This window comes from Candidatus Njordibacter sp. Uisw_058, from assembly GCF_047730065.1.
Classification (GTDB): domain Bacteria; phylum Pseudomonadota; class Gammaproteobacteria; order Pseudomonadales; family Balneatricaceae; genus Njordibacter.
Map to the genome: position 1 here is coordinate 1391192 of NZ_CP159829.1, position 16427 is coordinate 1407618.

16 protein-coding genes are annotated in these 16427 nt (G+C 43.7%); 13 read left to right on the forward strand and 3 right to left on the reverse strand.

What is annotated here, in order from left to right; genetic code table 11:
• Positions 1-50: 50 nt before the first annotated feature.
• Together ABXT59_RS06460 and gloB are read right to left on the reverse strand one after the other, a co-directional pair.
• On the reverse strand, positions 51-1868 hold the full coding sequence (locus tag ABXT59_RS06460; protein WP_443638381.1) for a LysM peptidoglycan-binding domain-containing protein: 1818 nt from the start codon (positions 1866-1868) through the stop codon (positions 51-53).
• A 174-nt stretch (positions 1869-2042) separates the two neighbouring features.
• The gene (gloB, locus tag ABXT59_RS06465; RefSeq protein ID WP_443638382.1) at positions 2043-2834 is read right to left on the reverse strand and encodes a hydroxyacylglutathione hydrolase; all 792 of its coding nucleotides are present in this window, start codon (positions 2832-2834) and stop codon (positions 2043-2045) included.
• Between the two features lie 183 nt (positions 2835-3017).
• Here gloB and ABXT59_RS06470 point away from each other — a divergent pair, with 183 nt between their 5' ends.
• Genes ABXT59_RS06470 through dnaQ form a run of 3 tightly spaced genes read left to right on the forward strand, consistent with a single transcriptional unit; the run spans position 3018 to position 4865 of the window.
• Complete coding sequence (locus tag ABXT59_RS06470) at positions 3018-3686, forward strand: class I SAM-dependent methyltransferase (RefSeq protein WP_443638383.1); 669 nt, start codon at positions 3018-3020, stop codon at positions 3684-3686.
• Complete coding sequence (rnhA, locus tag ABXT59_RS06475) at positions 3687-4130, forward strand: ribonuclease HI (RefSeq protein ID WP_443638384.1); 444 nt, start codon at positions 3687-3689, stop codon at positions 4128-4130.
• A gap of 18 nt (positions 4131-4148) precedes the next feature.
• The gene (gene dnaQ, locus ABXT59_RS06480; protein ID WP_443638385.1) at positions 4149-4865 is read left to right on the forward strand and encodes a DNA polymerase III subunit epsilon; all 717 of its coding nucleotides are present in this window, start codon (positions 4149-4151) and stop codon (positions 4863-4865) included.
• A 321-nt stretch (positions 4866-5186) separates the two neighbouring features.
• On the opposite strand, the gene ABXT59_RS06485 is transcribed toward dnaQ, so the two are convergent.
• Entirely contained in the window at positions 5187-5504 is a 318-nt protein-coding gene (locus ABXT59_RS06485) for an SCP2 sterol-binding domain-containing protein (protein WP_443638386.1), read from the reverse strand.
• A gap of 175 nt (positions 5505-5679) precedes the next feature.
• Between ABXT59_RS06485 and sohB the strand changes: the two genes are divergently transcribed.
• From sohB to ABXT59_RS06535, 10 genes are all read left to right on the forward strand, one after another.
• Positions 5680-6789 (forward strand): protease SohB, encoded by a 1110-nt coding sequence (gene sohB / locus ABXT59_RS06490; RefSeq protein ID WP_443638387.1) that lies wholly within the window; start codon positions 5680-5682, stop codon positions 6787-6789.
• 20 nt (positions 6790-6809) lie between these two features.
• Positions 6810-7592, forward strand: coding sequence for a maleate cis-trans isomerase family protein (locus ABXT59_RS06495; protein ID WP_443638388.1), 783 nt, complete (start codon positions 6810-6812; stop codon positions 7590-7592).
• Positions 7593-7696: 104 nt separating this feature from the next.
• Complete coding sequence (locus ABXT59_RS06500) at positions 7697-9763, forward strand: GNAT family N-acetyltransferase (protein WP_443638389.1); 2067 nt, start codon at positions 7697-7699, stop codon at positions 9761-9763.
• A 63-nt stretch (positions 9764-9826) separates the two neighbouring features.
• Entirely contained in the window at positions 9827-10867 is a 1041-nt protein-coding gene (gene selD / locus ABXT59_RS06505) for a selenide, water dikinase SelD (protein WP_443638390.1), read from the forward strand.
• A gap of 1 nt (position 10868) precedes the next feature.
• The gene (gene mnmH / locus ABXT59_RS06510) at positions 10869-12008 is read left to right on the forward strand and encodes a tRNA 2-selenouridine(34) synthase MnmH (RefSeq protein WP_443638391.1); all 1140 of its coding nucleotides are present in this window, start codon (positions 10869-10871) and stop codon (positions 12006-12008) included.
• A 22-nt stretch (positions 12009-12030) separates the two neighbouring features.
• Positions 12031-13140, forward strand: coding sequence for an S-(hydroxymethyl)glutathione dehydrogenase/class III alcohol dehydrogenase (locus tag ABXT59_RS06515; RefSeq protein ID WP_443638392.1), 1110 nt, complete (start codon positions 12031-12033; stop codon positions 13138-13140).
• 11 nt (positions 13141-13151) lie between these two features.
• Positions 13152-14021 (forward strand): S-formylglutathione hydrolase, encoded by an 870-nt coding sequence (gene fghA, locus ABXT59_RS06520; RefSeq protein WP_443638393.1) that lies wholly within the window; start codon positions 13152-13154, stop codon positions 14019-14021.
• A complete protein-coding gene (locus tag ABXT59_RS06525) occupies positions 14022-14372 on the forward strand; it encodes an immunity protein Imm33 domain-containing protein (protein WP_443638394.1) in 351 nt (116 codons plus the stop codon).
• Complete coding sequence (locus ABXT59_RS06530) at positions 14372-15157, forward strand: alpha/beta fold hydrolase (protein ID WP_443638395.1); 786 nt, start codon at positions 14372-14374, stop codon at positions 15155-15157. The genes ABXT59_RS06525 and ABXT59_RS06530 overlap by 1 nt, the downstream gene beginning before the upstream one ends.
• 3 nt (positions 15158-15160) lie before the next feature.
• Positions 15161-16300 (forward strand): tRNA-queuosine alpha-mannosyltransferase domain-containing protein, encoded by a 1140-nt coding sequence (locus ABXT59_RS06535; RefSeq protein WP_443638396.1) that lies wholly within the window; start codon positions 15161-15163, stop codon positions 16298-16300.
• The last annotated feature ends 127 nt before the right edge of the window (positions 16301-16427 follow it).

Here is a 16427-nt window from a genome sequence, read left to right on the forward strand (position 1 = left end):
CACGTGATCAGATGGCATAAAAAAACCCGCTAAAGCGGGTTTTTTTATAGCTATTTTTTAATTTTGGTGACGTTCACAAAGAGGCTTAACTTCTGGCCTGGTTGCAGGTACTTTTTCAGACGTCTATTCCATTTTCTAATGTCTTTCACCGTCACACTAAAACGCTGGGCAATGGTTGATAGGTTATCTCCAGAACGCACCTTATAGGTTAGTTTCTTAACGACTTTGCGACCTGGTCTGGTTAGTTTGGTCGTGGTGCTGCGTGGCCAAATGCTTAACTTGTCACCAATTTGCAGCACTGACCGGGTTCCCAATTTATTCCAACTAGCAATTTGTTTGATGCTAATTTTGTACTTTTTAGCGATCTTCCATAGGCTATCACCACTTTTTACCTTGTATTCGATACGTTGGCTAGCCTGATTTTGCGTAATCTGTTTTTGTCGGTTAATCACCCGCTGAGCAGCACTTAAGCTGTAAGCAGCAGCGTCTTTACTGGCAATAGGAATCATCAGGGTTTTACCCATCCTAATCATACTACCGTTAATATTATTAATGGTGCGTATTAAATCTACACTGACTTTAAAGCGCTGAGCAATCTTGCCTAGACTGTCTCCTGAGACTATTTTATATCGGTTCCAAGTCACTCGCTTACTCGAGGGAAGTTCTAATAAGCCAGCTTTAAAGCGTTCAATATGAGCAATAGGGATGAGAAGTTTGTGCGGGCCTTTTGGGTCGGTTGCCCATTGATTGTAGGCCGGATTTAAGCGGTACATTTCGTCCGTAGTAATATTCGCCATTTCGGCAGCTTGAGCCAAATCAATTTGTGACCCGACATCGACGGCTTCAAAGTAGGCTTCATCGTCGATGCTATAAAGTGTTTTAGTGCCAGCATTCTCTGCAACTACTCGGGCTACAGCCAATAACTTAGGCACATAATTCATCGTTTCTCTAGGCAGCTTCAATGACCAAAAATCTGTTGGTTTACCCGCTTTTTTGTTCCGTTTTATGGCTTTTCTGACGGTGCCTTGACCGCCGTTATAAGATGCAATTGCGAGTAACCAATCGCCATCAAACATTTTGTGTAATTGTAATAGATATTTGTGGGCCGCATTTGTAGAAGCGACAATATCTCTGCGTCCATCAATCCACCAATTTTGTTTGAGGCCAAAACCCCGTCCTGTTGCTGGAATAAATTGCCAAGCTCCAGATGCGCGCCCAGAAGAATAGGCAAAGGGATCAAACCCACTTTCAATAATAGGGATGAGGGCGATTTCAGCAGGCATAGACTTATCTAAGGCTGCATGCAACATAAAGTGATAATACCGACTCGCTCTAGTGGTCACACGGTGCATGAGTTCTGGATGTTTGTTATAGAAGTTGTACTGTTGACCAATGCGTTTGTTGTCTACAAATTCTAAGCCATAATTTGCCACAGTAAGCTGCCACAGATCAAAAACTGGGGGAGCTTCAGGCGTCGGGATTACGTTTACCTTTGGAAGTGGATCGCTTTTAGGTTTTCTCTGTGCCTCTGCAAGAAGTTTAGCAGCTGCATCAGTGCTTGCCTCAGAGTCAAGTTCAGACCAATTTAGGTAATTATCTTTGCTGATACTTTGGGCGATAGCTTGAGCAGACTGATAAGATTCTTCGCCTGTTGGGGGAGCCATGTCACTGGTTGCTGTATTAGCTGGTAGTGGGTCAACGACCAATTTGATCGCCATATCTTCTACCATAGCTGTCTCAGAATCATTATTCGTGTGATCAACTTCAGGTGTTGCGGTGGCTATTGATGTTTCTGTGGCTTGCACCTTAGCGACAGTACTTTTTAGCTGTGCCGTTTGACAAGCGCTAAGGCTAAATAATGCGAGCATTAATAAAATGGCATTAAGTGGAATTCGAGAGAATGATTGAAGAAAAAGGGTTTTCAAAGCAAAGGTCACATTTTTGATGTCGAAAGGCAGTTGATTTTAGCAGGCTAGGTGCCAAGGTCAATATAGAATGCCCAGTCTAGGGTTAGTTACTTGTCTTTTTAGCACTAATAACTACTAAAAGTTGTTTTTCCACTGTCTTAAAACGGCAAAGACCTCTACGGGGGTTTTTAACGTTTGTTGTTGATAATCTTCTGCACTGGCAATAACGGCCTTGTCATGAGTGCGTAAAAAAGGGTTAATCGCCGCTTCTTGTGCCAAGCGCGTGGGCAATGTAACTTGGTTCTCAGATCTAATTTCATGGCACATTGTTTGAGCTAACTTTAGGGCCTCATTGTTGCCATCCACTGCCATGGCAAATTTCAAGTTTGCAACACTGTATTCATGGGTTGGATAGGCCATGGTCATGGCAGGTAAAGCCATAATTTTATTGAGTGACTGATGCATTTGCAAAGGAGACCCTTCAAACACTCGTCCACAACCTGCTAAGAATAAGGTGTCTCCACAAAATAAAAGGCCTTGTTGATCATTATAATAGGCAATGTGGTCTAGGGTATGGCCAGGAATTTCCATAACCCTAAAGTGAGCATCAAATATGCTGACTGAGTCATTTTCCTTAAGTTTATGAGTAATGCCTGCATAAGGACTGTTAGCAGGCCCGTATACGGGAAGGTCTCCAAAATGATCAAGGAGAGCCTTAATGCCACCTGTGTGGTCTGCATGATGGTGCGTAACCAATATAGCAGAGAGTTTTTTTTGTAGCTTTGAAGCCTGCTCAATAACAACTTGTGAGTCACCGGGGTCAACCACTACGAACCCGTCTACCTCTGCATTTTCGATACACCAAATGTAGTTATCATTAAATGCGGGTAGGGGTGTGACGATCAGATTTGAAGTTAATGCATGCATAGTATGGTCTTTTTTAAACTAAGTATTTATCCCTAAGAGTAGCTGTGCGATGCAAATTACGCAAGCAAGGTGGCAAGGAATGGCTTATTATGAGGTATGAATAAAAACACCCACTTACAATCGTGTCAATTCGAAGAACAACAATTTGCCACATGGTTAACCAGTAAAAAAGGGGCCTCATTCATGGCTCAAGAACAGCAGCAGTTAACGTTATTGATGCCCAGAGCTTTTGGCCATTATAGTGTTTATTTAGGACTCAATGCCAAATTAAGTTCCAATTTAGTAAGCCCCATAAAAAATGCCATGGCCCTTACGTCAAATTTTAATTTGGGGGGTGATGTGGTGATGGATCCACACCAATTGCCCCTAGCTAGCGAATCTATAGACCTTGTGGTACTTCAGCATGTATTGGATATGAGTGATAACCCACATCAAACCCTTCGCGAAGTTGCTAGGGTAGTTAATGCCGGAGGTCGAGTTGTAATTACTGGGTTTAATCCCTACAGCGTATGGGGTTTGTGGCGCCAATTAAGGCTAAAACGTGGTCTACCTTGGCGGGCTAATTTTATCGCTCACAGCAGACTTAAGGACTGGCTAACACTGCTCAGTTTTGGTGACTTTGAGATTAAGCCTGTATATGATTGTGCACCTGCCAAATGGAAGATGAGTCCTTGGTTATCTTGCTTCTCCAATCCCTTGGGGGCTGGCTATGTTCTATCTGCAGTAAAACAAGAGACACGGGTGCACATACTTAAAGCTCATTGGCGCAATAGCATTGTAAAACGCAGTTTTGGCTTAGCTGGAGCAACCCGCCAACCCAGTCAAAATAAACAACCACTGGAGCACAGTTGATTGACTTCAGATCGCATTGAACTATTTACAGATGGCGCATGCAAAGGTAATCCAGGTCCTGGCGGTTGGGGTGTGCTGATGCGTTTTAAAGAGCAAGAGAAACGCTTGTATGGTGGCGAGCCAGTAACGACGAATAACCGTATGGAGCTGATGGCTGCCATTAAAGGACTCGAGGCTTTGACACGGCCATGCAAGGTTGATCTGACGACTGACTCCCAATATGTGCGCAAAGGTATTACGGAATGGATTGTTAATTGGCGTAAGAATAATTGGCGTACCGCCGCCAAAAAACCTGTTAAAAATGCTGATCTTTGGCAACTCCTAGATCAGACAGTGCAGGGCCATGAGGTTGAGTGGCATTGGGTCAAGGGGCATAGTGGGCATATTGAAAATGAAATTGCAGATGACCTAGCTAACCTAGGTGCTGCCGAACACACTAGATAAATCATACAGGAATAAATTTTGCGCTTAATAGTCTTAGATACGGAAACAACTGGTTTAGAATCCAAACAAGGTGATCGCTTAATAGAGGTGGGTGCCTTAGAAATGGTTAACAGGCGTCTTACTGGTGAGAGCTTTCATGAATACGTTAATCCTGAACGAGATATACCTATGGAAGCCCAGGCAGTGCACGGCATTACTGAGGAGTTTGTGCAAGATAAACCCTTATTTTCAGCCGTTGCTGATGCCTTTATTGAGTTCATTAGAGACGCTGAATTAATTATTCATAATGCGCCTTTTGACCTTGGGTTTTTAGATAATGAATTAGCTTTGGTGGCCAAAAAGACTGGGCGTAGTTATCCAAAAATTGCAGACATTTGTAAAATTACAGATTCCTTAAAACTTGCCAGACAAAAACACCCAGGACAAAAGAATAACTTAGACGCTCTTTGCCGCAGGTATGGGATTAATAATGCCCATCGACAGGTGCATGGCGCCTTGTTAGATTCTGAGATATTAGCGGATGTTTACCTGAGCATGACTGGAGGTCAAACAGACTTAATGTTGGGGTCAGAAACATCCCCTAATCGGTCAGAAACTGCGTTAGATCGGCGAAGAATAACAGACCTCCAAGCCTATGAGCTTAAGGTGGTCTTGGCGACAGATGAAGAACTGGCGGCGCACCAAGTAAAGCTTGAAGCAGTGGCTCAAGCGTCTGGTCACGAATGTTTTTGGTAATGATGGTAGGTTAATTCTTGCCTTAGACTTCAATTGTATAGGTTAGGATTAGGGTTGAGGAGGGGCCGTCTTTTTGTCTATCGATGACTCAGGTTAGATGGCTACTTAGGTTAGATAACTACTTAGGTTAGATAACTACTTAGGTTAGATAACTACTTAGGTTAGATAACTACTTAGGTTAGATAACTACTTAGGTTAGATAATTACTTAGATTCAATAGCGACTCAGGATTATTAGATTTTACGCTGGGGTTTCTAAAAAGGACGACTAACTCTCCTACACGCATTAAGAGACTGCGATAAAGGCTTTGAATTTAAGTGTTTACTCGCCCATTTCGAATAATTGGCTTAATCGTGCACCCAGCATGACGTCGCCTTCAGCTTGTAAACGTCCTCCCATAAAAGCAGCCATGCCGTCGAGCTCTCCAGCAACGATTTCTGAGAGTGTTTCCGCATCCATGGACATAGTGATTGCGGGATCATCATGCTTACCCATCATCGCCTTGCAGCTGCTATCTTCAATGGAAATATAGAAATCGTCATCGTCAGCAATACAAAATTGAAAAGTGGCATTCAATCCGTCTGCTTCTTCGGGTACAAAAGCGGATTGCATTTTCTGCTTAATTTGGTCAACTGTCATAATATTGCTCTTGTTTGTGATTTCAATACAATGATTTTATGTGTTTTTAAAAAATAAATCAAACGATCGTTTGAATTATCTATTTGGTGAAGGTTTAGCTGTGGTTTCAGAGCTGACTAGACTAGAATACAGCCCTATTGCTTGGTGAAACCAAGAACTGCAACTGGAGACTAATGTGTTAGATTTTTTGTACGATTATGGACTGTTTTTAGCTAAGGTGATTACCTTCTGTGTTGCAGCCATTGTGGTGATTGGCATTTTAGTGATGGCAGGTCAAAACCGTCGACAACATAGCAAGGCAGGGCATATTGAGGTTCGTAATCTTAACGAAGAGTTCGAAGACATGACCGATACATTAGATCACGCCATGATGGATAAATTTCAATTTAAACAGCTGCGTAAAGCTCAAGAAAAAGCAGATAAGATTCAGACCAAGCAAGATAAAGCGGAGGCTAAAAAACAAGCCAAGCAAGCAAAAGCTGAAGGTATTGACGCTGCCAGTGAAGAAAATTTAGTAGCCAATGTGAAGAAGCGCACCTTTGTCATTGACTTTGACGGTGATATTAAGGCGAGTGCTGTCGAGTTTTTACGACATGAAATTAGTGCCATTATTTCTGTTGCCAAAATCACTGACGAAATCATTCTGCGCCTTGATTCTAGTGGTGGCATGGTGCATACCTATGGTTTGGCTGCATCACAGTTAGGGCGAATTAATAGTGCAAAAATTCCACTTACGATCTGTGTAGACCAAGTTGCTGCCAGTGGTGGATACATGATGGCGTGCATGGCCAACCACATTACGGCTGCTCCTTTCGCTCTTGTTGGGTCTATCGGTGTAGTTGCAGAAGTACCTAACGTTCACAGGCTGCTAAAGAAACACTCCATAGACGTTGAGGTGCTAACGGCTGGTGAACATAAACGCAGTCTCACTGTCATTGGTGAGAATACCCGTAAAGGGCGTGATAAATTTGTTGAAGACTTACAGCAAACCCATGGTTTATTTAAAAGCTGGGTCAAACTTCAGCGTCCCCAGTTAGACATGGATCAAGTGGCTAATGGCGACGTATGGTATGGACAGCAGGCAATTGAACTAGGCCTAGTTGACGCTGTGGGTACTTCAGATGAAGTTTTACAAGAAGCGGTAAAGCAAAGTGACGTTTTGCTGATCGAATATGTGGCCAAAAAGACCATAGGTGAAAGATTCGGTATTGCAGCAGCTACTGGTATAGGCTTATTTGGTGATCGAGTGTGGTCGAAAATACGACGTCAATCTATCACCCATTAAACGAGTTTAGGAGTGGTCTAATGCAATCCTTTTCAAGCCTTTGTAAGCCATTGTCACCTGCATTTTTGCACCCCAATAATATGCCTGTGCGCATTGGCCTTGTGGTGCTTGCAACAGACATGGTGGTTGAAGTGGAATGGCGAGAGATTTTTGCTGGGTTACCCATAGAAATTTTGGTGGCTAGGATCGCCTGTGCAGCGGAAGTTACCCCCAAGGCTTTATTAACTATGGCTCATGAGATCGGCCATTGTGCCAGCCTAATATTGCCAGATGTAGAGCTGGATGCCATTGCCTATGGCTGCACTTCTGGTAGTTTAGTGATTGGTGAAGAAAAGGTACAGCAACTTTTGCAACAGGGTAATTCTGAGCAAATTACAAGTAATCCGTTTAGTGCCATTAAAGCAGCCCTTGCATTTATTAAGGCTAAAAACATAGTAGTTCTATCGCCTTATTTAGCCTCTGTTAATGAGCCATTCTATAACGCCTTAGATTCAGTAGGTTACAACATTATGGCGTGGGGTAGCCTAGATTTAACCTTAGATAAAGACATTGGATCAATGAATCCTGAGCATCTGCCAAAGCTAATAGAAGAGTTATTGGCGGGCGTGGATGCAGTTCCTGATGCTGTGTTTATTTCATGTACCAACTTTAAAGCCGTCGCTAAACTCGCTGAACTTGAACAACGTTATGGGTGTTATTTTATATCTAGTAACCAAGTTATGGCTTGGCACTTGTTGCATCAGTTAAATATTAGCCTGCCTAACATTAAGGCTGGGCGTTTATTTGAAACCCCATCAATCTAACTGCCACTTTATCTGCTCATACAATTTTGGTTTTTTTAAAGACGTCTATGATCAATTCTGATGTACAATCATTATTATTTATAGTCACCGAGGACTGAAAGAATTTGCCTTCTATTAGCCAATTAACTGAATTTCGTGAGCCTCTGGTAATAGCGCGAAATACAGGCCATCGTTTGATGCTGGTATTGGCCATGGAAGAAGAAAGAGGCCTAATTCAGGCGCAGCACCTAAGCCAATTAGGTGGTTCGTGCTTATGGGTCGATGTGTTAAAAGACGATCATTCTCACTCCAAGCAACAGCGATACATTACTTCAACTCAAGCTAAACAATATCTTGGCACGTCTAATCAGCATGTGGTTTATAACGCTCACAGGGCTTTTAATGCGAGTGCCCTATGTGCGGTTAGCGGCACCATAAGAGGAGGTGGCGTATTAATCTTATTGACTCCTCCAAGTGCCCAATGGCATAAAAATTATGATTTACAACTGGAGTCCTATGGTCATTCAATAAACACTGCCCATTCGCATTTTATTCAATGGTGGCAAAATCAATGGCAGCACCATAGTGCCGTCTTTGTTTTGCAAGAACTACATGCTGAGCCCCAACATAAAGTAGTGCCTATTGATTGGCAGCCTCTACCACTTATCTTTGAAGCATCCCAACCACTGCAACCGACCGAAGCACAAGGCCATCTGATTAGTCAATTAGTGATGGCTTATGAGCAACAAAATAGCATGGTGCTTGCCATTGATGCACGCAGAGGCCGGGGTAAATCAGCCTGTTTGGGATGGTTTATTAAAGCCCTTGGCTCAAAGGCCCAGCATGGCCCTGCCATCGTAACTGCACCTAGTAAGCGTTCCCTTAATGCTATGATGCAAACCTCAGCTATGCCAAGCATTAATTTTTATGCTTTAGATGCCCTGTTAACATCACTTCCAGACGCAGGGGTATTAATTGTCGATGAAGCGGCTGCTATTCCTTTGTCACAATTAATCAAGCTGATTAAGGTCTATAAATTAGTCGTTTTATCATCAACTCAGGATGGATATGAGGGTAGTGGGCAAGGCTATCGACTAAAACTACCCCATATCATTGCAAGCTTAGGGCGTTCAAGTAAACACATGACCCTTACACAACCCATGCGTTGGCAGGCTGGTGATGCCCTTGAAAACTTTATTCGTAGCAGCTTTTTATGTGATGTGGAGTTACCAAATATAACTCATAATGCATTTGCTGACTCATCAATGGCCCTCGCATATAGTCAGGTCACAGGTGCAAAACTGGCACAAAACCAGACCTTATTAAGGCAAGTTTATGGCCTGTTAATGTTAGCTCATTACCAAACCACACCCCAAGACTTAAGATTGTTATTAGATCACCCCCAGCATCAGATGCATTTATGCTTTGTTGGTGAGCATCTGGTTGGTCTTGCTTGGGTTGCAGAGGAGGGCAACTTAGATGCATCTTTGGCGCGCCAGATAGCGCTTGGCCAACGACGGATCCAAGGCCATTTGTTAGCTCAGATTTTATCTCAACAAGCGGGTTTTTCAGTGGCTTGTGAACTGAGTAGTTGGCGCATTCAACGCCTTGCTGTGACGCCGTCCCTCCAAGGTAGAGGTATTGGTTCCAAATTACTTCAGCGAGTGTATGGTTTAGCTCAAGAGAGACAAGTTGACTTTGTGGGTGCCAGCTTTTCTGCCAGTTCCAAAAACCTAGATTTTTGGCAGCTCAATAAGTTTATTCCTATATGGCTAGGTGTGCGGGCGGATACTGCGACTGGATTCAATAGCGTGCAGGTGATGCAACCCATTAGTGCCGATGCGAAGATATTACAGGATCAATTGAGGTGCCATTTTCGAGACTATTTAACCTTTGGCCAGTACCTTTGGTTTTCTTCAATCGATGCAGATCTCTGGCAAATAATATTTGCATCCTGCCAAAAAAATGTAATGGTGGCGCTTAGTAAAAAGCAACAACAAAACTTATTAACCTTGCTGGCAAACGGACGTGCTGGGTTCAGCGGCCCACTTTACTTGCTACATCAAAATGTGCGGGATGCCAAACATAAATCGATGATCATCCAAGCTGCACAAAATAATACTCACAAAGGTCTACAAGAGCATGTAAGGCGACTAGCACGAACCACCTTAGCATTATTACATGGAGTATGATGCGCAGCACATCAGTACTAAAATCGGTATACTTCTAACTTTACTAATAGGCCAGAAATCGTCATGAGCTCAGTCAAACTTACCCAATATAGTCATGGAGCGGGATGTGGTTGTAAAATATCCCCCCAAGTTCTGGATATCATGCTGGAGTCCCAGTTACCAAAATTTTCCCATCCGAATTTGATTGTGGGTAACGAAAGTCGAGATGATGCCGCAGTTTTTGATTTAGGTGATGGCACTGGCATTATCAGTACCACTGATTTCTTTATGCCTATTGTGGACGATGCATTTGATTTTGGCCGAGTAGCGGCTACCAACGCCATTAGTGATGTTTATGCTATGGGTGGACTGCCACTGATGGCCATCGCCATCTTAGGTTGGCCAGTGGATAAGTTAGCCCCAGAAATAGCCGCTAGGGTCATAGATGGTGCTCGTGACGTTTGTGCCAAAGCCAATATTTGCCTAGCTGGAGGTCATAGCATCGATGCACCAGAACCCATATTTGGCTTGGCTGTAACGGGCAGAGTGGACTTAGAGCACCTTCAGCGTAATGACCAAGCCCAAGCGGGTGATCACATTATGCTGACTAAACCTTTAGGCGTGGGGATTTTAACCACAGCTGAAAAACGGGGTATTTTACGACCACAGGATATTAATTTGGCTCGTGACAATATGGTCAAGCTCAATGACTTAGGGGTAAAGCTAGCCCCATTGAAAGGGGTTCATGCCATGACGGATGTGACTGGATTTGGGCTCATGGGACATTTGCTTGAAGTCTGTGAGGGCAGTCGGTTACATGCGCATATTGAATTCAACCAAATTCCATTGCTAACAGATGTGCAACACTATTTAAACCAAGGTTGTGTGCCTGGTGGTAGTGGGAGAAATTATGCAAGTTATGGTCACAAACTGGGTCCGCTTAGTGAAGAGCAATTAAATATCCTTTGTGATCCGCAAACCAGCGGGGGTTTATTGGTTGCTGTAGCCGAAGATAAAATGACTCAGGCAGAAGATATTTGTCGTGCACAGGGCCAAGACTGTGTGTGGATTGGGTATTTATCAGACCCAGTAATAAGTCAAAATTACTGTGTTGAGGTGGTTTGAAATGCCTCTTAAAGTCATTGAGTCGTTGCTACCAAAACCTATAAAAGCAGCTGATTTTGATGATTTATTATTACATCAACGCCCCATGTTTGATGTACGGGCACCCATAGAATTTGACAGAGGTGCGTTTCCAAACGTTGTGAATCTGCCACTCATGAGTGATGACGAGCGCGAGCAAATAGGCACTTGCTATAAACAACAAGGCCAAACTGCTGCCATTGATTTAGGTCATCAATTAGTTCATGGAACAACCAAGAGTAATAGAGTTAAAAAGTGGTTAGATTTTGTCAATGAGCACCCCGACGCGGTGTTGTATTGTTTCAGGGGTGGTCTGCGGTCTAAGTTAAGTCAGCAGTGGTTGGCAGACGCTGGGATTGGCATACCCTTTTTAGAGGGTGGCTATAAGGCTCTGAGAATGCATTTGATAACGCGCTTAGACCAATTGGTAGAAGAAATTCCAGCATTCGTTCTCAGTGGCCGCACTGGCACAGGCAAAACTGAAATTTTGCCTCTGTTTGATCGAACTATAGATTTAGAAGGCATTGCTAAACATCGAGGATCGAGCTTTGGTAAATACATTGAAGAACAACCAAGTCAGATAAACTTTGAAAATAACTTAGCGATCACGCTAATGCAGCGAAGACGAACCAATAATGAGCCCATCATTTATGAAGATGAAAGCCGTTTAGTCGGTTGCCGATTGCTGCCATTAAGTCTTCAGGCTAAGCTTAAGAGTTCGCCAATTATGGTGCTAACAGATGATTTTGACGCACGAGTAGAGCGTATTTTTGATGAATACGTCGTCAAGGCAATTGAGGCTTGGAAACATGAGATGGTCAGCCCAGAAGATGCCTTTTTAGCCTTTGGCGATAGCCTTTTACAGAGCCTGCATCGCATTAAAAAGAGGCTAGGGAGCGAATCTCATGCGCACTTAGTCAAACTGCTCGAATTGGCTTTAAACCAGCAGTCTGAGCAGAAATATTTAGACCTTCATAAAGATTGGATTGCCTATTTGCTCATTCATTATTATGATCCTATGTATGACTATCAACTTTCCCTCAAACAAGATCGGGTGGTTATGCAGGGGAATTCAAGTGAATTAGTCCATTGGTACAAAACCAACAATACATTGCACACTTAACCATATTAAGGAGACCTAAACCATGAAATCTAGAGCCGCTATTGCCTTGGCAAAAGGACAACCATTAACCATCGCAGACATCGATGTAGAAGGCCCAAAAGCTGGGGAGGTGCTGGTGCGCATGGTGGCCACAGGGGTTTGTCATACGGACGCTTTTACTTTATCTGGCGATGATCCTGAAGGCATATTTCCTGCGGTGTTAGGTCATGAGGGAGGCGGCGTTGTAGAAGAAGTAGGCAGTGGTGTGACCCATCTTGCGGTAGGCGACCATGTTATTCCACTTTATACTCCAGAATGTGGTCAATGTAAGTTTTGTTTGTCGGGTAAAACGAACCTTTGTCAGGCCATTCGAGGCACGCAAGGCAAAGGCTTAATGCCCGATGGAAGTAGCCGTTTTTCGTTAGACGGTAAAACCTTATTTCACTATATGGGAACCTCTACTTTTTCTGAGTACACAGTAGTGCCAGAAATTGCCTTAGCAAAAATTAATAAGGCTGCCCCCTTAGATAAGGTGTGTTTGCTAGGTTGCGGTATTACTACAGGTATTGGAGCGGTGCTTAATACTGCTAAAGTGCAAGCTGGCGACTCTGTGGCCATTTTTGGTATGGGTGGGATTGGTTTAAGTGCTGTACAGGGTGCGGTAATGGCAGGCGCAAGTCGTATTATTGTCATCGATATTAATGAAGATAAATTTGAAATGGCAAAAATGTTGGGAGCCACAGATTGTATTAATCCTAAAAACTATTCTGACCCGATCCAAGACGTCATTGTTGACCTCACTGACGGCGGTGTGGATTTTTCCTTTGAATGTATTGGCAATGTCAACGTGATGCGTTCAGCCCTAGAGTGTTGCCATAAAGGCTGGGGCGAGTCAGTGATTATTGGTGTGGCGGGAGCAGGTCAAGAAATCACCACTAGACCCTTTCAATTAGTCACAGGGCGTGTCTGGCGTGGCACTGCTTTTGGTGGAGTCAAAGGGCGCAGCCAGTTGCCAGACTATGTAGAACGTTATATGGCAGGCGAAATTAAAATTGATCCAATGGTAACCCATACGATGGGGCTGGATGATATTAATAAAGCCTTCGACCTCATGCACAGTGGCGAAAGTATTCGTTCAGTTGTCATTTTTTAGGAAGCTTTTATATGTCGTTAAATCAAGTTTCAGAAATCAAGGTGAGTGGTGGGCGCTTATTGCGCATAGAACATGATTCTAAGGTGTGCCAAGGATCAATGACTTTTGCAATATTTTTGCCACCACAAGTACAAACAGGTGCCTCGGTGGCTAAGGTCCCCGCGTTGTATTGGTTATCCGGGTTGACCTGTAATGATGAAAACTTTAGTCAAAAGGCAGGTGCATTTGCTCTTGCTGCGTCCTTGGGAATGGCGATTGTCATGCCAGATACTAGCCCACGCACTGCCGGCATTGCCAATGAGGATGATGGGTATGATTTAGGGACTGGTGCAGGTTTTTACCTCAACGCAACGCAAGCGCCTTGGTCAAAGGCTTATAATATGTACAGTTATGTGACAACAGAATTGCCAAACATCATTCAAAGCAACTTTCCTGTAAATACTAAAGCAGCCATCAGCGGTCATTCAATGGGTGGGCATGGGGCACTGGTTTGTGCCTTAAAAAATCCAGGTCAATATACCTCAGTCTCAGCCTTTGCTCCCATTGCATCTCCTTCGCAATGCCCATGGGGTCAAAAGGCCTTTACGGCCTATTTGGGCACTGATTCAGCAGATTGGGTACCATGGGACAGCAATGAGTTGGTGCAAAAAAACCATGCTGCAGGTTTGATACCGCAGCCTATGCTGATTGATCAAGGCACGAGTGATCCGTTTCTTACTGAACAGTTGATGCCTCATTTATTCAGTTCAACCTGCGCCCGCTTGAACATTCCACTGGACTACCGCGAACGGCAAGGCTATGACCATAGCTATTACTACATTAGCAGTTTTATCGACGAGCACCTGCGCTACCATGCAGCCTACCTTGGTTTAAAGGCTTAAATGATGACAGAAAAAAAGCGCCATACCCGTCATGGTCATATGGCAAGAGTTTCTAAGCTAGCTCTAGGCGACCAAGCCTTACCAGTACGTTTTATGTACAAAACGATACCAGAACACAGTAATGATACTGGCTGGCGCTTATTTACAGGCTATGAAACAACCGCATTTCTAGCTCGGTTTTCTAACCTAGAACCATTCCCTCTTGAGCCTATGTGTGAAGCTGACCCAAGTTTAGATGCGTTGCTAGATCAAAACGCAGGTAGTGTTTGGGAGCGACTTCCTGATCAGCCGTGGCAGCCTGTGCATAATTTTGAGATTCCCGTAGAAGAAGTGGATGTAGTTATTAATTAATGCTGCTCCATACGGATCAATTTAATAGACTGGGTGGCACCCCTCTTGTTGTATTACATGGCCTATTCGGGGCATCAGATAACTGGCGTAGTCAAGCAGCCATATGGTCACTGGAACGTCCAGTGGTGACTATGGACCTGCGCAATCATGGCTCATCTGGTCACGATCCTGTTATGGATTATGCAACAATGGCAAAAGATGTAACTGATACTTTAAATGCCTTGAATTTCGACATAGTAGACCTGTTAGGCCATTCAATGGGTGGCAAAGTAGCCATGCAACTGGCTGTCAAATATCCGCAACGCTTACGCAGTATCTTGGTCGCTGATATTGCCCCCGTGGCTTACGAACCCCGCCACCAATCAATATTGGCAGGTCTCAAAGCCATTAATCTAGTCACCCTAAAGTCCCGTAAAGAGGCTTTAGAGGTGCTACTTCAGTACGAACCTGACCAAAGGGCCTGTCAATTTTTACTTAAAGGTCTTTACAAGAACCATGTAGGGGAATTTGCCTTACGTTATAACCTTGGTGCTATACAAAATAACTACCCAGCCATTAGTGCAGCACCTACACTTTCTGAGGATGCAAGCATATACAAGGGGCCAGCGTTGGTGCTTAAGGGGGAAAACTCGGCTTATATATTACCCCAACATAAAGCCTCCTTCGATCAGCTTCTGCCTAATTGCACATTGAAGATCATGGCTGATTGCGGGCATTGGCTACACGCTGAAAAACCAGAGTTATTTAGTCGTTTAGTATCGCGTTTTTTAAATGGTTTAACCTAAGGCATGCGTATTCTTTTGCTATCAGCTTACGATGCTCAAAGTCACAAATATTGGCGAGAAGGCATGGCCGCCCAGTTCCCTGAGTACGATTGGACTCAATTAGCGCTGCCCGGGCATCATTTTAGCTGGCGTATTCGGAGTAATAGTTTGCAATGGGCTTTGAGTGAACGAGCTACTTTAGATCAGCCCTATGACTTAATTATAGCTACATCAATGGTGGACTTTGCCTCTTTAAAAGGGTTTGTGCCTAACTTGGCCAACATACCTTCGATCCTATATTTTCATGAAAATCAATTCATTTACCCCCCCAGTCAGTTAACAAAAAAACCCTTTTTAGATCCAAAACTTGTGACCTTATATGCAGCTTTAGCAGCTGATCAATTAGTGTTCAATAGTCGCTACAACCAACAAACTTTTATCACTGGGGTGAGGGCGTTACTCAAACAAGTGCCCGAAAAGCTTCCTGTTGATTTGGCTCAGTTATTTGAGGAAAAAAGCTCAGTTCTGCCGGTGCCACTTAAGCCTCTGAATATCTCCGACTACATGGGTGTTAATGGATCTGCACAGTGGCCAAAAAGGGCGAATAAGACATGCTTAAGGTTAGTTTGGGCGGCGCGCTGGGAATATGATAAAGGACCCCACTTATTGTTGGCGATACTGCGCCAATTAAAACAACGAAAGGTGGATTTCAAATTATGCATACTGGGGCAAGTGTTCCGTAAGCAACCTCTCGAATTTGACTCTATAAAGACTGAGTTTAGCTCGGAGTTGGTCCAATTTGGGTTTGCCAAATCACGTCACCAATACCTGTCTTGGTTAGCTGGAGGGGACATTATATTGTCTACTGCATTGCATGAGTTTCAAGGCCTAGCAGTGCAAGAAGCAGTGCAATTGGGGTGTATGCCAGTGTTACCCAATAGACTTGTCTACCCTCAAATTTTTGCGTCACATTATCTTTATGACTCTTTTCCAAATAACCATGAAAAAGAGTCCAGTGCTGCTGCAGACTTGATCCAAGAGTTTCCATTGCGGCCACTAAAAAATGACAGTGCGCTAGCCTTTGTGCAGCAACTGCTTTGGCCCAATATAAAGGTCAAATACCAACAGTTGTTGCATTTTCATACCTTGCCTAAAGATAGTTAAAAAGCCCAATATCGATTGCTCTGTGTGTGTGGTTTAGCTAAAGCCATGTAAAATAGGAGAGTTGCTCACATCCCTAGGACGAAGCGTGTTAAAATTGGCCACTGACGCTGTTTAATTATAGTCTTTG